The organism is Microbispora sitophila (assembly GCF_014892245.1).
GTDB classification, from domain to species: Bacteria; Actinomycetota; Actinomycetes; order Streptosporangiales; family Streptosporangiaceae; genus Microbispora; species Microbispora siamensis.
The window spans coordinates 107,618-126,075 of sequence record NZ_JADBGC010000025.1 but is presented as its reverse complement, the minus strand read 5'-3'; the positions used below and the strand labels follow the sequence as shown (position 1 = coordinate 126,075).

Sequence of the window (18,458 nt, the reverse complement as noted above, 5' to 3'; positions counted from 1 at the left end):
GAGCAGGATCAGGCGAGAGGGTCCCGTACCGAAATTTCTATCGGTGTTCCGAAACTTCAGGCCACGAGCGGGGCGGTGCTGCCGCGTACGACGAGGCTCGTGGTGAGTTCGAGGCGGTTCTGCGGCGGGGTCTCCCCGCGGGCGATGGCGACCACCATGGCCGTGGCGGCGGCGGCCATCTCGGTCAGCGGCTGGCGGACCGTGGTCAGCGCGGGGATGAGCCACTGCGCCATCGGGAGGTCGTCGAAGCCGACCACGCTCAGCTCGTCGGGGATGCGCAGCCCCATCTCGTGGGCCGCCTGGTACACGCCCATGGCCTGCGCGTCGTTGAAGGCGAACACGGCGGTCGGCGGCCGGGGCAGCGCGAGCAGGGAACGGGCGTGCGCCAGGCCGTCCTCCGCGCTGAAGTCGCCCTGCCGGACGAGCCCCGGGTCCGTCGGCACGCCCGCGGCGTCCATCGCGGCACGGAACCCGTCCAGCCGCGCACGGCTGGACAGGGCGTGGGCGGGACCGGTGATGAGGGCGATGCGCCGGTGTCCCAGCTCCAGGAGGTGGCGTGCGGCCGACAGACCGCCGCTCCAGTTGCCCGCGCCCACCGAGGGCAGCTCGTGCCCGGGATCACCGGTGGGATCGACCAGCACCACGGGAATGTCCCGGGTCCTGAGCTGCTCGCGCTGGGCCCGGGTGAGGCCGGAGAAGACCACGATCACACCGTGGGGACGGCGGCCGATCACCCCCTCGATCCAGCCCCTGCCGGGAGGGTGGTCCTGCAACTCGGAGACGACCACCGCCAGGTCGTGCTCGCGCGCCACCTGCTCGACCCCCTTGATGACCTCCATCGCGTACGCGCCCTCCAGCTCGTTGAAGACCAGCTCGATGAGAGGGGCGGCGGTGGGGCGCTTCTTCCGCCGGCGGTACCCGTGCTCGCGGATCAGGTCCTCGACCAGGGCTCGGGTCTCGGGGGCGACCTCGGACCTGCCGTTGACGACCTTGGAGACGGTCGCGGGGGACACCCCCGCCAGCTCGGCGATCTGGGCGATGGTCAGCGGCCGGGAGGGCGTGCGTTCGGGCGGTGTCGGCTCCCTGGTCGTGGTCATGGCCGCAGTTTAGCGCCGAACTTTCGGTCACTCACCCGAATGTTTCGGATATCTCATTGCCGCTTCCTTGACGACCTCCAGCGCAGCGGCCTAGAGTCCACATAAACTATCGGTCCTGATTGAGAAACTTTCGGACGACAGTCCGGACGACAGTTCAGATGAGCAGGGGGCGCTCGATGCGGTTGCTCGCGTACCGCCGTCTACCGCCGCCGCGGCGCGGGCACGGCCGGGCCGACCGCCGACTGAACCCCGTACGGCGTCTTCCGGGGCCGAGCCCCACGCGATGGATCGACAAACAAGGGATGTCATGACATTCGTAGACGCGCCGGGGCTCGCGCCCTGGCGGGACGGCGACCGGCCTCTCGACGAGCGCGTGGAGGCGCTGCTGGCCGAGATGACGCTGGAGGAGAAGGCCGCCCAGCTCGGATCGGTGTGGGTCGACATCTCGCCCGCCGGCTCGGAGGCGGCGGGCGGCAACGTCGCACCGTTGCAGGACCTGTTCATGAAGGACGGCGCGGACCTCGCCGACCGGATGCGCGACGGGGTCGGTCATCTGACCCGGGTGTACGGCACGGCGCCGCTGAGCCCGGCGGAGGGGGCGGCCGGGCTGCGGAAGCTGCAGGAACAGGTGATCGCGGCTAACCGTTTCGCCATCCCGGCCATCGCGCACGAGGAGTGCCTGACCGGGTTCGCCACCTACGGCGCGACCGCCTACCCCACCCCGCTGGCCTGGGCCGCGACCTTCGACCCCGCGCTGGTGGAGCGGATGGCCCGGGCCATCGGCGACGACCTGCGCGCCGTCGGCGTCCACCAGGGCCTGTCGCCGGTTCTCGACGTGGTGCGCGACTACCGCTGGGGCCGGGTCGAGGAGACCCTCGGCGAGGACCCCTACCTGGTGGGCCAGATCGGCGCGGCCTACGTGCGCGGCCTTGAGAACGCCGGGATCATCGCCACGCTCAAGCACTTCGCCGGATACGCCGCCTCGCGTGCGGGCCGCAACCACGCCCCGGTCAGCGTCGGCCCCCGCGAGATGGCCGACGTCATCCTCCCGCCGTTCGAGACCGCCATCCGCGAGGGCGGCGCCCGCTCGGTCATGAACTCCTACACCGACATCGACGGCGTGCCCGTCGGCGCCAACGCCGGCCTGCTGCGCGGGGTGCTGCGCGACCAGTGGGGATTCGACGGCACGGTCGTGGCCGACTACTGGGCGGTGCCGTTCCTGGCCATGATGCACCACGTCGCCGCCGACGAGGCGCACGCCGGCGCGGTCGCCCTGCGCGCGGGCATCGACGTGGAACTGCCCGACACGGTCGGCTACGGCACCCGCCTGGTCGAGCAGGTGCGGGCCGGCCACGTGGAGGAGGCCCTGGTCGACGAGGCCGTGCGCCGGGTGCTGCGGCAGAAGATCGAACTCGGCCTGCTCGACGGCGGTCCCCTCGTGCCCGAGGGCGCCGGCGAAGTCGACCTGGACAGCCCCCGCAACCGCGACCTGGCCCGCACCGTGGCCGAACGCTCCGTCGTGCTGCTGACCAACCCCAGCGGCGTGCTGCCCGTCGCCGCCGGGACGACCGCCCGGATCGCCGTCATCGGCCCGTGCGCCGACGACCCGCAGACCCTGCTCGGCTGCTACGCCTTCCCCAACCACGTCCTCGACCGCTTCCCCGACCACGGCATGGGCCTGCCCATCGCGCCCGTCCTGGACCTCCTGCGCGCCGAGTTCCCCGAAGCCGGCCTGCACTTCGCCCGGGGCGCCGACGTGTCCGGCGACGACACCTCGGGCATCGCCGAGGCCGCCGCCCTGGCCGGGCAGTCCGACCTCGCCCTGCTGTTCGTCGGCGACCGGGCCGGGCTGTTCGGCAACGGCACCTCCGGCGAGGGCTGCGACGCCGCCCACCTCGGTCTGCCCGGGGTGCAGGGGGAACTGGTCGAGGCGGTCCTGGCCACCGGCACGCCGACCGTGCTGGTCGTGGTGTCCGGCCGCCCGTACGCCATCGGCGCCTACGCCGACCGGGCCGCCGCCGCGCTCCAGGCGTTCCTGCCCGGTGTGGAGGGAGGCACGGCGATCGCGGGGGTGCTCAGCGGCCGGGTGGAGCCCTCGGGCCGCCTGCCCGTCCAGATCCCCGGCTCCCCCTTCGTCAACCCCTCCACCTACCTGCAGCCGCCCCTGGGACTGCGCACCGACGGCATCTCCGTGTCCGACCCGACCCCGGCCTTCCCCTTCGGCCACGGGCTGTCGTACACGACCGTCACCTACGACGCGATGACGACCTCGGCGGAGCGGTACCCCACGGACGGCACGGTCGAGGCGCGGGTGACCGTCACCAACACCGGCCCCAGGGCCGCGGAGGAGGTCGTGCAGCTGTACGCCTCCGACCCGGTGGCGCTGGTGGCCCGGCCCGTCGCGCAACTCGTCGGCTTCGCCCGGGTGCCGCTCGCGCCCGGACAGACCCGCGAAGTGGTCTTCGAGATCCCTGCCGACGCCTTCTCCTACACCGATCCCGGCCTGCGCAGGATCGTCGAACCGGGCGTCATCGCGCTCACCGCCGGCCCGTCGGCCGCCGACCGCCCCCTGCGTACCGACATCCTGCTGACCGGCGACACCGTCGTGCTCGGCCGGGCCCGGCGGCTCACCACACACGCGCGGGTGCCGGAACCGGCCTCCTGACCGTGACACGCGTACGGCGGGGGGCCGGGCCGCCCGCCGTACGCCGTCCCGCCGCCGCGCGCGGTGACCCCCGTGTCACCGGCCGGGGGAAGATTGTCTGCCGCTGCTCCCTTCCGGGGCAGGAAACACTGTGAACCCTCCCCGTGAAAGGAGCCTCGCCGATGGCCCGGACCGAGCTCGACGCGCTCGCCCTGAACGCGCTCACCCTGGAGCAGAAGGCCTCGCTGCTGTCGGGCCGGGATTTCTGGACGACCAAACCGCTGGAGGAGGCCGGGATCCCGTCCATCACGCTGTGCGACGGGCCGCACGGCGTCCGCCGCGAGGCCGGCGGCTCCGACCACCTCGGTCTGAACGAGAGCATCCCCGCCACCTGCTTCCCGCCCGCGGTCGCGGTCGGGTCGAGCTGGGACCCCGAAGTGGCCGCCCGGATCGGCGCCGCCGTCGGCAGGGAGGGCCGGGCCCTCGGCGTGGCGGTCGTGCTCGGCCCCGGCGTGAACATCAAGCGCTCGCCGCTGTGCGGGCGCAACTTCGAGTACTACTCGGAGGACCCCCTGCTTTCCGGCGTACTGGGGGCGGCGCACGTCGCCGCGCTGCAGGCGGAGGGACCGGGCGCGTCGGTCAAGCACTTCGCGGCCAACAACCAGGAGACCGAGCGCATGCGGGTCAGCGCCGACGTGGACGAGCGCACGCTGCGCGAGATCTACTTCCCCGCGTTCGAGCGGGTGGTCACCCAGGCCCGGCCGGCCACCGTGATGTGCTCCTACAACCGCGTCAACGGCGTCCACGCCTCGCAGAACCGGTGGTTGCTCACCGACGTCCTGCGCCGCGAGTGGGGCTTCACCGGCGTCGTCGTCTCCGACTGGGGCGCGGTCCAGGACCGCGTCGCCGCGCTGGCCGCCGGGCTGGACCTGGAGATGCCGGGAACCGGCGGCGCGAGCGACCGGCGCATCGTGGACGCCGTCCGCGCGGGCGACCTCGACGAGGCCGTGGTGAACGCGAGCGTGCGCCGCGTCGTCGCCCTCACCGAACGCCACCATGGCGTGTCCGGCGCGTTCGACGCCGACGCCCACCACGCGCTCGCCCGCGAGCTCGCCGCCGAATGCGCCGTGCTGCTCAAGAACGAGGACGGCACGCTCCCCCTCTCCGCGAGCGCCCGCATCGCCGTGATCGGCGAGTTCGCGGCCAGGCCCAGGTTTCAGGGCGGCGGCAGCTCCCACATCAACGCCACCCGGGTCGACGCGGCGCTCGACGCGATCCGCGCCCTCGCCCCGGACGTCGCCTACGCCCAGGGGTTCTCCCTGGACGGGTCGGGCGACGCGCGGGAGCTTCGCGAGGCGGCGGCCGAGGCCGCGGCGTCCGCCGACGTCGCGGTCGTCTTCGCCGGTCTCGGCGAGCGGGAGGAGTCGGAGGGCTTCGACCGGGAGACGATCGACCTGCCCGCCGTCCAGGTCGAGCTGATCCGCGCCGTCGCCGCCGCGGCCCGCCGTACGGTGGTCGTCCTGTCCAACGGCGGCGTCGTCTCGATGGAGGACTGGCACGACGACGTGGACGCCGTGCTGGAGGGCTGGCTGCTCGGACAGGCGGGCGGTTCCGCCGTCGCCGATCTCCTCTTCGGCGTCGTGAACCCCTCCGGGCGCCTCGCCGAGAGCATCCCGTTCCGGCTGCAGGACACGCCGAGCTACCTCAACTTCCCCGGCGAGGCCGGGCACGTGCGCTACGGCGAGGGCGTCATGGTCGGCTACCGCTACTACGAGACGGTCGAGCTGCCCGTGCGCTACCCGTTCGGCCACGGTCTGAGCTACACGACGTTCACGGTCGACGGCCTCACCGTCGTCCGTACGGGCGACGACACGGCGACCGTCACCGTGAGGGTGACCAACACCGGCGAGCGGGCGGGCAAGCACGTCGTGCAGGTCTACGTGTCCACCACCGCGGGTCCCGTACGGCGGCCCGCCCGGGAGCTGCGGGCCTTCACGAAGGTCTCCCTCGCCCCCGGCGAGTCGCGCACGATCACCCTTTCCCTCGACCGGCGGGCGTTCGCGTACTACGACGTCCCGCTCGGCCGGTGGGTCGTCGCGCCGGGCGACTACACGATCCAGATCGGCGAGAACGCCTCGTCCGTCGTGGCCGAGACGACGATCAGTCTCGACGGCGACTCCGTCGTCCCCGTGGTGTCGCTCGACTCGACGCTCGGCGAGTGGCTCTCGCATCCGCTCGCCGGGCCCGCTCTCGTGCGGGTCCTCACCGGCGGGAAGAGCGAGCGGCCCGAGGAGGACGACGAGAACGGGCTGCGGATGGCCTCGTCGATGCCGATGGGACGGTTCCTGACCTTCGCCGGCATCGACATCCCCCATACGACCCTGCGGGAGCTGGTGGAGCTGGGCGGATCGGACGGCGCGGCGGCCTGAGCCAGCGGGCGTGGTGGGGGACGGGAAGCGGCCGGTCAGCCGATACCGACGGTCTGCCGCTCGGGCTCGATGGCGATCACGATGCGCTCCTGCCCCCGAGGGTAGGGCGCACCGGTGTACTTCGTGGCCAGCCGGTCGACGATCTCCCACGCCGCGTCGCCCTCGATCCATTCGACGGCCTTCCCATGGACGACAACGGGCTCGAACGGGTTGTCCACGGGTGCGATGGACAGCGCCAGCCGGGGGTCGCGGCGAAGGTTGCGTGCCTTGCGCGTACCCGGGCCGGTGAAGAAGACGATCCGGTCGCCCTGGGTGCCGACGTAGACGGGAGTGGTGTGGGGCGAGCCGTCCGGGAGGACGGTGGCGAGGTGCGCGATCGAAGTGCCGTCGAGTACGCGGCGCACGTCGGGGTCGAGCATGGGTGCACTCCTTCAGCGGCTGGTTGTCGGCGCGCCGTGCAGGCGACCGCCTTGAACGGTGATCACGAGGATCATCGGGCCACCTCGTAGTGGAGGTGAGTCACGCCGGGGGCCGGGACGGCCTCCAGCAGACGGAGGTGCACGTGCTTGGGGAGCGCCTGGAAGAAACGGTGACCGGAGCCCAGCAGAACGGGCACCTGGTGGAGGATCACCTCGTCGACCAGATCCGCTTCCAGCGCGGACGTCAGCACGCCGCCGCCCATGAGGGCGACGTCCTTGCCGCCGGCGGCCTCGCGCGCCGCCGCGATCGCGTCCTCGATGCCGGTGGTGACCAGGGTCTGCGTCTCGCCGATCTCGGGCGCCGCCCGATGGCTGAGGACGAACAGCCGGGCCGCCGGGTGCGGGCTGCCGCCGCCGAAACGGCCGGAGTCCTCGTAGGTGTTGCGCCCTGCCACGACCGCGCCCACGCGTCCGGCGAGAGTGTCGAAGACCCGGGCACTGGGCCCGCTCAGCGTGAACCCGTCGAACACCCGGCTGGGCGTGTCGCCGTCGAAGTACCAGTCGAACAGCATCGTTCCGTCGCCCAGCCCGCGCCCCGCGCCCGGGTCACGCCCGGTGATGTATCCGTCGACCGACACCGCGAGGGCGCTGAAGACCTTGCTCATCTCGCCGACTCCCTTTTTGAGTTCCCTGAAGAGACTCCATGACCGTAACAGCCCGAGTTCCTTTAGGGAACCCGACTGCTAGACTGGTTTCATGCAACGCACGAACTTCGGGGAGATGGCCTGTTCCATCGCGCGCACCCTCGACGTGATCGGGGAGCCGTGGTCGCCGCTGATCCTGCGTGATGTGTGGGTAGGCATGAGCCGGTTCGACCAGCTCCAGGCCGACCTCGGGATCTCGCGCAAGGTGCTGACCGAGCGGCTCGCCTACCTCGTCGACCAGGGCGTGCTCGAGCGCCGCCCCTACGACCGGCGGCCGCGCTACGAGTACCACCTGACGCCCAAGGGCGCCGAGCTGGTCGACCTGCTCATGGTCATGGCCGGCTGGGGGGACCGGTGGCTCGCGGGCGAGGCCGGGCCGCCGGTGCTCTACCGCCATCACGCGTGCGGTGAGATCAGCCATGTCGAGCTGCGCTGCGCCCACTGCGGCGAGCCGATGCACGGCGGCGACGTCGATCCGCTGCCAGGCCCGGGCGCGGCCGCCTGACCGAGGCGGTCCGTCGGACCGGGCCCAGCCCGAGGGGTGGCTGTGCGGCGTCTGTCCGCTCAGCCGAGCCGTTGGGCTCTGCCGAGCAGCCGCTGGGCCACCACGACCAGGGCGAGGAACAGGCCGCTGACCACCTGCTGGAAGGCCGACGTCAGGTTGCCCACCTGGTTGATCAGGCTCTGGATCACCCCGAGCAGCAGCACGCCGGCGATGGTGCCGGTGATGCCGCCCGCTCCCCCGGTCAGCAGCGTGCCGCCGATCACCACCGCGGCGATCACGTCGAGTTCCAGGCCGATGCCGAGGATCGTGACGCCGGAGGAGAGCCGGGCCGCGTTCAGCACCCCGGCGAGGCCCGCGAGCAGGCCCGACATCAGGTAGACGAAGACCTTCGTCCGCGCCACCGGCACGCCCATCAGCGCGGCCCCCTGCTCGTTGCCGCCGACCGCGTAGACGTTCTGGCCGAAGGCCGTCCGCTGAAGCAGGACGATGGCGGCCACCGCCAGGAGCGCCGTGATGTAGACCGGCCAGGTCAGGCCGAACATGCCGCCCTGGCCGAGCCGCGCGAACGCGGAGTCCTTCACGAGGTAGGTGGTGGCGCCCTCATTGGAGATCGCCAGCATCAGCCCGCGCACGCCCAGCAGCCCGGCCAGGGTGACGATGAACGGCGCCATCCCCGTCCTGGCGATGAGCAGCCCCTGGAGCAGCCCCACCAGCCCGCACGCGGCGAGCGGCAGCGCCAGCGCGACGAACAGCCCGTACTGCGAGCCGTACGCCGCGAGGACCCCGCCGAACACGAACAGCGACCCCACCGACAGGTCGATGCCACCACTGATGATCACGAAGGTCATGCCGATGGCGATGATCGCGGTGAACGAGGAGGAGACGAGGACGCTGGCGGCGTTGCCCGCGGTGGCGAAGGAGTCGAAGGCGACGCTGCCGACGATCACCAGCGCCGCCAGCACCATCAGCGCGCCGTGCTGCTGCAGGACGCGGCTCACCTGCTCGCGTCCGGGTGATGCGGTCATCGGGTTCCTCGCTCCCTGGTGGCGTAAACGGCGGCCAGGATGATGACCGCCTGCACGATCTGCGTCCACGACTGCGGCAGGTTGTGCTTGATGAGGGTGGCCGACAGCAACTGCATGAGCAGCGCGCCCATGACCGTGCTGAGCACCCGGATCCGCCCGCCGCTCAGCGGCGTGCCGCCCACCACCACCGCCGTGATGGCCGACAGCTCGATGAACAGGCCGAGCGAGGTCGGATCGCTCGCCTGCAGCCGCGCGGTCGCGAGCACCCCGGCCAGCGCGGCCAGCACCCCGGAGATCACGTAGACCAGCAGCAGCACCCGGCGGACGGGCAGCCCGGACAGCTCGCTGGCCGCGCGGTTGCCGCCGATCGCGACCACCTGCCTGCCGAACGTCGTCCTGCGGACCAGGAACGCCATCAGCAGCGTCAGCACGGCCGCGATGACCACGATGACCGGTACGCCGGACAGCGAGCTGCTGCCGAGCGCGATCAGGTCGGGGTTGCGGAACTCGACGAGCTGCGGCACGAGCACGTTGGCCAGGCCCCGGACGCCGACCAGCAGCGCGAGCGTGGCCACGATCGGCTGCACGCCCACGTAGGCGACCAGCGCGCCGCCCGCCGTCCCGGCCACGGCTCCGCCGACGAGGGCGACAAGCAGCGCGGGCCACGCGCCGTACCCGAGGTAGAGCGCGACGAGCGCGGCGGCCAGCGACATGACCGAGCCGACCGACAGGTCGATGCCCTGGGTGCCGATGACCAGCGCCATACCGAGGGACACGATCACGATCGGGGCGACCTGCACGAGCTGGGTGCGGAAGTTCGCCACGTCGAGGAAGTGGGGGGTGAACAGCACGTTGAACAGCAGGAGGACGCCGACCGCGGCGTAGACGCCGTACTCCTGGGCCCAGGCGAGCATCCGCCGCCCGGGCGGTGCGACCGCTTCAGCCATCGGACTCCGCTCCTCGTTCGGCGATGGACGCCATGATCCTGTCCTCCGTGACGTCGTCGCCGGACAGCTCGCCGACGACGGCGCCCTCGCGAAGCACCAGGATCCGGTCGGCGCCCTCCACCAGCTCCTCCAGGTCAGACGAGATCAGTAACACGCCCAGGCCCTCCTCGGCCAGTTCGTCCACGAGGGCCTGCACCTCGGCCTTGGCGCCCACGTCGATGCCGCGGGTGGGCTCGTCCAGCAGCAGGATCTTCGGCCGGATGGCGAGCCACCGCGCGAGCAGGACCTTCTGCTGGTTGCCGCCGGACAGCTCCTGCACCGGCTGGTGCGGCGAGGCCGCCTTGATCCTGAGCCGGCGCATGAAGACCTCGACCACCTTGTCGATCCTGGCGTCGGACACGACGCCGGCCCGCGACAGCGAGGGCAGGGCGGCGAGCGCGATGTTCTCCCGGACCGACAGCGCCGGGATGATGCCCTCGGCCTTGCGGTCCTCGGGCAGCAGGCTGACCCCGGCCCTGATCGCCGCCGTGGTCGAGCCGGTGCGCAGGGGCAGGCCTGCGACGAGCACCCGGCCCGCGTCCAGCGGGAGCGCGCCGACGATGCCCTTGGCCGTCTCGCTGCGGCCCGCTCCCAGCAGCCCGCCGAGGCCGACGACCTCCCCCGGCCACACCGAGACGTCCACCCCGTGCAGCACCTGCCGCCGGGTCAGCCCCTCGGCCTGTACGGCGGGCCGGGCGCCGTCCCGTCCCCGGGCCTGGCGGCGGTCGCGGGAGAACCTGGTCAGGCCGCTCGTCCTGACCTCGTCGAGGTCGCGGCCCAGCATCAGGGCGATGAGCTTCAGCCGTTCGAGCTCGGCGAGCGAGCCCGTGTGCGCGACCCGTCCGTCGCGCAGCACGGTCACCCGGTCGCACACCTCGTACAGCTCGTCGAGGCGGTGGCTGACGTAGACGACGGCGATGCCGTCGTCCCTGAGCTTCCTGATCACCGAGAACAGCGTCTCGACCTCGCGCGGCTCCAGGGACGAGGTGGGCTCGTCCATGATGACCACGCGGGCGTCGATCGCCACGGCTCTGGCCAGGGCGACCATCTGCTGGACGCCCATCCCGAGGGTGCGCAGCGGGCGGCGCACGTCGGTGACGACGCCGTATCCGGCGAGGATCCGCTCCGCCTCGCCGTACATCCTTGCGGTGTCGATGACGCCCAGACGGCCGCGCGGCTCGCGCCCCAGCATGAGGTTGCGGGCCACGCTCATCATCGGGACGAGGTTGACCTCCTGGTAGATGGTCGAGATCCCGGCGCGCTGCGCGTCGAGCGGCGTCCCGAAGGCAGCCGGCGACCGGTTGTAGATCAGTTCACCGCCGTCCGGGCGGTGGACGCCGGTGAAGACCTTGATCAGCGTGGACTTGCCCGCGCCGTTCTCGCCCACGAGGGCGTGCACCTCGCCGGGGAAGAGGGCGAGGGACACGCGGTCGAGGGCCACCACGCCGGGAAAGCGCTTGCTGATCTGCCTGGCCTCGAGCACCGGTGCAGCGGACTGGCTCAATGAGTTCCCTTCCTCGCGCGGGCCTCCGCGCGCGTGCGCGCGGAGGCCCGGGACGCGCGCGGACCTTCGCGGGCGTCCGTGACGGGCTTCGGCGGGTCAGTAGGCCTCGCCGAGGGACGCCTCGGCGTTGGAGCCGTCGTATTCGCGGTCGGAGATGATGACCTTGTCCGGGATCGGCTGGCCGTCCAGGAACTTCTGCGCGGTCTCGAAGGCGAGCGGCCCGAACCTGGGGTTGGACTCGACGACCGCGTGCAGCCAGCCGTCGGCGATGGCCTGGACGGCGCTGCGGGTGCCGTCGACCGAGACGATCTTTATGGCGCCCGGGTCCTTGCCCGCGCCCTTCAGCGCGGTCACCGCGCCCAGCGCCATCTCGTCGTTCTCGGCGTAGATGCCGTTGATGTCCGGGTTGGACTGGATGAGCTGCTCGGTGACCTGCTGGCCCTTCTCCCGGGCGAACTCACCGGTCTGCTCGAAGGAGATCTGGATGTCGGGCGCCTTCTCCTTGATCCGGTCCTTGAAGCCGTTGGTGCGCTCGGTGGTGACGTTGTTGCCCGGCGCGCCGAGCAGGATCGCCACCTTGCCCTTGCCGCCGAGCGCGGTGATCATCTGGTCGGCGGCCCGCTTGCCCTGCTCGTAGAAGTCCGAGCCGATGAACGTGAGGTAGTCGCTGCACGCGTTGGCGTTGATCTTGCGGTCGACCGTGATGATGGGGATCTTCTTGGCGGCGGCCTGCTGGAGCACCGGCTCCCAGCCGTCGGAGTTCAGCGGCGCGATGACGAGCAGCTTCACGCCCTGGGCGATGAGCTGCTGCACGTCGGTGATCTGCTTGGAGAACTGCGACTGCGCGTTGGTGACCTTGAGGTCGGCGATGCCGAGCTTGGCCGCCTCGTCCTTGATGGACTTGGTCTCCGCGATGCGGAACGGGTTGGCCTCCTTCTCCGACTGGGAGAAGCCGACCGTGGCGGTCTTCAGGTCGAACTTCGTGCCGCCGAACTGGTCCAGCGTGCAGGTCGGGCCGGCCGAGCCCGCCGGGGTCTGCACCACCTGCTGTTGCGCGGAGGCCGCGCCGCTGGGGCCCGCCGTGGCCTGGGTCTCCGACTTGGCGCAGCCGGCCGCGCCGAGCAGCACGGCGAGGGCGACGACGGCCGTGCGGGGATAGGACTTCATGGTGATCCTTCTTCCGATCGGGGGGTACCGCGGCGCGTCCGGCGAACCGGAGGACGACGCGCCGCCGGTGGTGGGGGGTGGCGGCCCGGACGTGCCGTCCGGGCCGCGGCGGCGCCGAGCGGGTCGGCGGTCAGGCATGGCCGCGGGAGGCCTCACTCAGGCGCGGGCATCAAGAACAGGAATCACGCACAGGCCGGGAGGATCTCTCCGGTGAGCGCCGTGTTGGCGTCGTGGAGGCGCTTGACGTCCGGCTTGGTCACGGCCCTGTCGTAGGTCATCAGGCCGTTGATCTCGGTCTCCACGTCGGTCGTCTGGGTGTAGACGGCCGCGCTCAGGCCGTTGCAGGCGTGCAGCTTGCGCAGGGCTTCGTCCATCTCCAGGAAGCGCTTGGTCAGCGCCTCGCCGTCGGCCTCGACCGCGTAGCCCCAGCCGCCGCCGGTCCAGGTGTGGCCGACCACCGGAAGGGCGAGCCCGCCGTACTCGCCGAGCACCGACGCCCGGAAGAAGCCGGGCTTACCGGGGCTGCCGGGTCCGGGGTAGATGTGGTAGTCCATCACGTCGCCGTTGCCGCCGTCCTGGGCGCCGCAGCAGTTGATGCCGCTCATGTTGTCCACGAGCCGGGAGGGGTCCAGGCTCTTCACGTAGTCGGCGATCCTGGAGATGTCGTACTGGCCCCAGCTCTCGTTGAACGGCACCCACATCACGATCGACGGGCTGCTGCGGTGCTCGTCGACGATCTCCTTCAGCTCGCTCTCGAACTGCGTCTTGTCGGCCGCGCTCGCCGCGCCGAACATCGACGGCATGTCCTGCCAGACGAGCAGGCCGAGCTTGTCGGCGTACGCGTACCAGCGGTCCGGTTCCACCTTCATGTGCTTGCGCACCATGTTGAAGCCGAGCGCCTTGGTCTGCTCCAGGTCGTACCGCAGCGCCTCGTCGGTCGGCGCGGTGTAGATGCCGTCCGGCCAGTAGCCCTGGTCGAGCGGGCCGAACTGGAAGACCGGCTCGCCGTTGAGCAGGACCCGGGTCGTGCCGTTCACCCGGCCGACCGAGATGGAGCGCATGCCGAAGTAGCTCTCCACCTTGTCGCCGCCCTTGAGCTCGACCGTGAGGTCGTACAGGTACGGGTCCTCGGGCGTCCAGAGGTGGGGGTCCGGGATCGGCACCGCCAGTTCCTTGCCGGTCGGGCCGGAGACCTTGCCGATGACGCGCTTGCCGGCGCGGGCGGTGACGACGGCGGTGGCGTCGCCGCTCGCCCTGACCTTCACCCGCAGGGACTGCCCGAGCACCTCGGGGGTCGTGTCCACGGCCTCGATGTGGGTCTTGTCGACGGGCTCCATCCAGACCGTCTGCCAGATGCCGGAGGCGGGGGTGTACCAGATGCTGCCCGGGTTGAGCCGCTGCTTGCCGATGGGCTGGCGGCCGTTGTCGGTCGGGTCGGTCACGCCGACGACCAGCTCCTGCGGGCCCTTGCGGGTGAGCGCGTCGGTCACGTCCACGGTGATCCTGTCGTAGCCGCCCTTGTGGGTGCCGACCTGCTTGCCGTTGACGTAGACGACCGACTCGTAGTCCACGGCGTCGAGGTGGAGCAGGACGCGGTCCTTCTTCCAGGAGGCCGGCACCTCGAAGGTGCGGCGATACCACATGCGGTCCTCGTGGCGGCCGATGCCGGACAGGCTCGACTCCACGGGGTAGGGCACGACGATCCGCTCGCCGAGGTCGCGGCCGAAGGGCGGCGCCTCACCGTCCTTGGCGGCGGCGAACTGCCAGGTGCCGTTGAGGTTCTGCCAGCGGTCGCGGACGAGCTGCGGGCGGGGGTACTCGGGCAGCGGGTTGTTCGCGTCCACGTCGCCGGACCAGCGGGTCTTCAGCACGTACGTGGAGCCGTTGGACACCGGGACCCAGGTGAACGCCTCGATCGCGGTGCCGTCCGCCTTGGCGAGGCCGCCCTTGCCGTCGTAGGAGGCCCGGATGTCGGCGGCGAGACGGGGGATGGGGAAGCCGAGCTTCAGCTTGACCTTCGTGGTCCCGTCGAGGGCGGCCGACGCGACCTGCCACTTCGTGCCGGCCACCGTCAGGCCGAAGTGCTCGGCGGCGCCTGCGGGAAGCGCCGCGAGCGTGGTGTCGCCGAAGTCGAGGGTGGCGGTGTCGCCCGCCGCGTCGACGGCGGCGCTGTCGGGCCCCGGCGGGTCGAAGCCCTCGGGCAGGTAGAACGCCTCCGCCGGCACGGCCTGCTTGGGCTGGCTGGCGCTCTGCCAGCGCAGGTGGAGGTTGGCGCCGCCGAAGTGCTCGAAATACTCGACCTTGATGTCGTACTTCTGGCCGGCCTGCAGGGTGATCGGGGTGCCGGTCTGCTCCTTATCCCAGTCGTCCACCCAGTGGTCGATGACGAGCGTGTTGTTCACCCAGAGCCGGAAGCCGTTGTCCCCGATGATCGAGAAGGTGTACGCCTCGGAGTACGCGGGCTGGATGCGGCCCGTCCACCGCACGGTGACGTCGTCCTCCCGGCCGGTCAGTGAGGTGAAGACCGGGTTGAGGTCGGGCAGCTCGAGATCCGGGTCGATCACGGTGGCCTTGAGCTGGGCGAAGTCGAACTTCCCTGCCGCCGAGGACAGGTAGTAGTCGCCGCGCAGGCCGTGCCGCTCGGCGCCGGCGGCGGTCGCGGGGACCTGCCCCGCGACCTGCCAGACGGCGCCGAGAACGGCGGCCAGCAGTAAGAGGATGGGCTTTCTCACAGGGATCCTTTCCTGCGGGCAGGGCCGGGCGGACGCGCCGTACGGCGTGGCCGCGTCCGGCCGGCGCGGCGGTGCGCTTCGCGGCGCGCCGGCGACCACCTGCCATGACGTGGGGGGAGGGTCGAGATCGGGCCCGCGGACGCCGGGCACGCGGGGAACGCACCTTCCGAACGGGACCGATCAGATTCGGACAGGATCGAGTCGGTTATCGCCCTCAAATAAGCACCGCGAGCGGCATCCGGTCAAGGGATTGGATCAGATTCGTTCATTTCCGGTCAGCCCTGCGGGGGTTTGGCTGGTCGACTATGATCGGAACCGGTCACAGCGGAGGGTGGGGGCGTGGTCGACACGGACAGCGACGGGCGCCGGCCCGTGTTCGCGGCCGAGCGCCGCCAGCGCATTCTGGAGTTGGTGCGGGCCAACGGCGCCGTCTCGCTGCGCGAGCTCGCCCAGGCGGTGCAGTCGTCGGAGGTCACCGTTCGCCGCGACCTGCGCGCGCTGGAGTCGGAGGGCCTGCTCAACCGGCACCACGGCGGCGCCACCCTCCCCGGCGACCTGAACAGGGAGGCCAGCTACGTCCAGAAGGTGACGCTCTCCTCCGCGGAGAAGTCCGCCATCGCGGACCTGGCCGCGTCGCTGGTCGAGGACGGGGACGCGATCGTCATCGGCCCGGGGACCACCACCCAGGAGTTCGCCCGCAGGCTAAGCAGGCACACCGAGCTCGCCGTGGTCACCAACTCGCTGCTCGTCGCCCAGGCGCTCGCCAACTCCCCGCGCATCGAGGTGATGCTGACGGGCGGCACGCTGCGCGGGCCGATCCTGGCCCTCGTCGGCAGCGCGGCCGAGCGGTCACTCGCCGGGCTGCGCGTGCGCCGGGCCTTCATCTCCGGGAACGGGCTCACCGCCGACCGCGGCCTGTCGACCCCGAACATGCAGGTCGCCTGTGTCGACCAGGCCCTGGCCGCCGCAGCGGAGGAGGTCGTCGTGCTGGCCGACCACACCAAGATCGGCATCGACGCGATGGTGCAGACCGTGTCCGCCGAGCAGATCGACCATCTGGTCACCGACGACGCCGCCCCGCGTGACGTGCTCGACGAGCTGGGCGGCAAGGGCGTCCGCCTGCACGTTGCTCAGATTTGATCGAATGTGACGGCCCCGTTACGGGTTTGTTTCCTGCCGGGCTCACCATTCGAGGCGGAGGCAACCGTGCTGCAGGCCGCAGGTATTTGCAAGAGCTTTCAAGGCGCGCCCGCGCTCGACCACGTCACCCTGGCCCTGCGGGCCGGGGAGGTCCACGCGCTCGTCGGCGGCAACGGCGCGGGCAAGTCCACCCTGGTCAAGGTGCTCTCGGGGGTGTGCAGGCCGGACGCCGGCCGGTTGCGCCACCTCGGGGAGGAGATCTCCCTCTCCTCCCCCGCCGAGGCGGCCCGCCTCGGGATCGCCACGATCCACCAGGATGCCGGGCTCGTCCCCACGATGAGCATCGCCGCCAACCTGTTCCTCGGCCGGGAGCCGCGCGGGCGCTTCGGCCTGATCGACTTCGCGACCATGCACGCGCGGGCCGCCGAGCTGCTGTCCTCCTACGGCCTGCGCGCCGACCCGCGCCGACCGCTCGGCTCGCTCGGCGACGGCGCGCGTCAGCTCGTCGCCCTGGCCAGGGCCGCGTCCGCGGACGCGCGGCTGGTCGTGATGGACGAGCCCGCCTCCGCGCTGGAGCGCGACGAGCTGGACGTCCTGTTCGGCGCGATCGCCCGGCTTCGCGACGAGGGCCGGGCGGTGCTGTACGTCACCCACCGGCTCGACGAGCTCTACGAGATCTGCGACCGGGTGACCGTGCTGCGTGAGGGCCGGGTGGTGCACACGGGACCGCTCGCCGGCCTCGACCGCCGCAGGCTGGTCTCGCTCCTGCTCGGCCGGCCCTTCCACGCCGCGGGGGCGGACGCCGTCACCGGCGAGCCCGCCGGGCCGCCCGCTGACGAGCCCCTGCTCGAAGCCCGGGGGCTGACCCGCCGCCACGTGCTCCGCGACGTCTCCCTCGCCCTGCGTACGGGAGAGGTGGTCGGCCTCGGCGGGCTGCGGGGCGCGGGGCGCAGCGAGACCGCGAAGGCGATCGCGGGCGCGCTGCGCGTGGACGCGGGCCAGGTGACGATCGCGGGCGCGCCCGCGGGCAAATGGTCGATCAGGAACGCGATCCGCGCCGGAGTCGGGCTCGTGCCGGAGAACCGCCGGGTGGAGGGCATCGTGCCGACCCTGTCGGTCCGCGACAACATCGCGCTGGCCGCGCTCCCTCGCCTGTCCCGCGCGGGGATCGTCTCCGACGCGCACCTGGACCGGATCGTCGCCACGTTCATGCGGCGGCTGGGCATCCAGGCCGTCTCGCCCCGGCAGGCGGCCGGGGAGCTGTCCGGCGGCAACCAGCAGAAGGTGCTGCTGGCCCGCTGGCTGGCGATGCACCCGAAGGTGCTGCTGCTGGACGAGCCCAGCCGGGGCGTCGACATCGCGACCAAGCTGGCCATGCGGTCGCTCCTCGACGACCTGGCGGTGGACGGGCTGGCGATCCTGCTGATCTCCTCCGACGTGTCGGAGCTGGTGGAGAACTGCGACAGTGTGGTGGTCCTGCGGGACGGCGCGGTCGTCGGCGAGCTCGCCGGGCCCGAGGTCAGCGAGGACCGCATCATGGGAGCCCTCGCCGCCGGCTGACCCCCCGCCGCCGAAGCGGTGGCCGCCGAGTGTTGTGACGGGGCGTGCTGTAACGGCGCGTGTTGTAAGGGCATCGGGGGCGGCCGACGATAGCAGGGCGACACACGGGCTCCGGCCGCGCGGCGCGGGCGAGGGGGCGGGGATGAGCGGAAGTCCGGAGGCCGGCGGCGTGATCGGCATGCGCGTGGAGCTGTTGCCGGACGCGGACGTGGACGCCGACCTGCACGACCGCTCACCCGGAGGCTCCGCCGGGAGCTGAGCGAGGCCGGCGTCGAGTCGATCCGGACGGCGCCCGGCGTCCCGGCTCCCGAGGGGGCGAAAAGCCCCGACCCGGTCACCGTGGGCGCGCTCCTGGTGGCCTTCAGCGCCTCCGGCGGCGTGTTCACCTCGCTGGTCGGCGTGCTGCAGAACTGGCTCGACCGGCAGTCGGCGCGGCACCGGATCGTGGTCACCGTCGACGGCGACTCCCTCGAACTCGAACGGGCCACGGCCGCCGAGCGGCGCGAGCTGATCGGCGCCTTCATCCGGCGGCACTCGGGCGGATAG

At 71.9% G+C, this 18,458-nt stretch carries 14 protein-coding genes; 6 read left to right on the top strand and 8 right to left on the bottom strand.

From position 1 onward, the window contains the following. Window positions 1–56: 56 nt before the first annotated feature. Window positions 57–1,097 carry a LacI family DNA-binding transcriptional regulator gene (locus IL992_RS35860; RefSeq protein ID WP_193207748.1) on the bottom strand — a complete coding sequence of 347 codons (1,041 nt, stop codon included), beginning with the start codon at window positions 1,095–1,097 and terminating at the stop codon, window positions 57–59. Window positions 1,098–1,404: 307 nt separating this feature from the next. Here IL992_RS35860 and IL992_RS35855 point away from each other — a divergent pair, with 307 nt between their 5' ends. Both IL992_RS35855 and IL992_RS35850 read left to right on the top strand, forming a co-directional pair. Further along, a complete protein-coding gene (locus IL992_RS35855; protein ID WP_193207747.1) occupies window positions 1,405–3,762 on the top strand; it encodes a beta-xylosidase/alpha-l-arabinosidase in 2,358 nt (785 codons plus the stop codon). A 161-nt stretch (window positions 3,763–3,923) separates the two neighbouring features. Continuing rightward, window positions 3,924–6,170 (top strand): glycoside hydrolase family 3 C-terminal domain-containing protein, encoded by a 2,247-nt coding sequence (locus IL992_RS35850; protein ID WP_193207746.1) that lies wholly within the window; start codon window positions 3,924–3,926, stop codon window positions 6,168–6,170. A gap of 35 nt (window positions 6,171–6,205) precedes the next feature. Here the strand turns inward: IL992_RS35850 and IL992_RS35845 are convergent, their stop codons facing one another. After that, window positions 6,206–6,589 (bottom strand): PPOX class F420-dependent oxidoreductase, encoded by a 384-nt coding sequence (locus IL992_RS35845; RefSeq protein WP_193207745.1) that lies wholly within the window; start codon window positions 6,587–6,589, stop codon window positions 6,206–6,208. Window positions 6,590–6,660: 71 nt separating this feature from the next. Then, entirely contained in the window at window positions 6,661–7,254 is a 594-nt protein-coding gene (locus IL992_RS35840) for a dihydrofolate reductase family protein (RefSeq protein ID WP_193207744.1), read from the bottom strand. Window positions 7,255–7,345: 91 nt separating this feature from the next. On the opposite strand from IL992_RS35840, the gene IL992_RS35835 reads away from it, so the two are divergent. Further along, on the top strand, window positions 7,346–7,798 hold the full coding sequence (locus IL992_RS35835) for a winged helix-turn-helix transcriptional regulator (RefSeq protein WP_193207743.1): 453 nt from the start codon (window positions 7,346–7,348) through the stop codon (window positions 7,796–7,798). A 59-nt stretch (window positions 7,799–7,857) separates the two neighbouring features. On the opposite strand, the gene IL992_RS35830 is transcribed toward IL992_RS35835, so the two are convergent. From IL992_RS35830 to IL992_RS35810, 5 genes are all read right to left on the bottom strand, one after another. Beyond that, window positions 7,858–8,823: an ABC transporter permease gene (locus IL992_RS35830; protein WP_193207742.1), complete on the bottom strand. Its 966-nt coding sequence runs from the start codon at window positions 8,821–8,823 to the stop codon at window positions 7,858–7,860. Further along, complete coding sequence (locus IL992_RS35825) at window positions 8,820–9,770, bottom strand: ABC transporter permease (RefSeq protein ID WP_193207741.1); 951 nt, start codon at window positions 9,768–9,770, stop codon at window positions 8,820–8,822. The genes IL992_RS35830 and IL992_RS35825 overlap by 4 nt, the downstream gene beginning before the upstream one ends. Next, entirely contained in the window at window positions 9,763–11,292 is a 1,530-nt protein-coding gene (locus IL992_RS35820) for a sugar ABC transporter ATP-binding protein (RefSeq protein WP_319019042.1), read from the bottom strand. The genes IL992_RS35825 and IL992_RS35820 overlap by 8 nt, the downstream gene beginning before the upstream one ends. 117 nt (window positions 11,293–11,409) lie before the next feature. After that, on the bottom strand, window positions 11,410–12,480 hold the full coding sequence (locus IL992_RS35815) for an ABC transporter substrate-binding protein (RefSeq protein WP_193207739.1): 1,071 nt from the start codon (window positions 12,478–12,480) through the stop codon (window positions 11,410–11,412). Window positions 12,481–12,662: 182 nt separating this feature from the next. Continuing rightward, window positions 12,663–15,212 carry a PA14 domain-containing protein gene (locus IL992_RS35810; RefSeq protein WP_319019041.1) on the bottom strand — a complete coding sequence of 850 codons (2,550 nt, stop codon included), beginning with the start codon at window positions 15,210–15,212 and terminating at the stop codon, window positions 12,663–12,665. 339 nt (window positions 15,213–15,551) lie between these two features. On the opposite strand from IL992_RS35810, the gene IL992_RS35805 reads away from it, so the two are divergent. From IL992_RS35805 to IL992_RS35795, 3 genes are all read left to right on the top strand, one after another. Next, window positions 15,552–16,352 (top strand): DeoR/GlpR family DNA-binding transcription regulator, encoded by an 801-nt coding sequence (locus IL992_RS35805; protein ID WP_221891346.1) that lies wholly within the window; start codon window positions 15,552–15,554, stop codon window positions 16,350–16,352. A 66-nt stretch (window positions 16,353–16,418) separates the two neighbouring features. Next, window positions 16,419–17,912 (top strand): sugar ABC transporter ATP-binding protein, encoded by a 1,494-nt coding sequence (locus IL992_RS35800; protein ID WP_319019040.1) that lies wholly within the window; start codon window positions 16,419–16,421, stop codon window positions 17,910–17,912. 255 nt (window positions 17,913–18,167) lie between these two features. Further along, complete coding sequence (locus IL992_RS35795; protein WP_226874389.1) at window positions 18,168–18,458, top strand: effector-associated constant component EACC1; 291 nt, start codon at window positions 18,168–18,170, stop codon at window positions 18,456–18,458.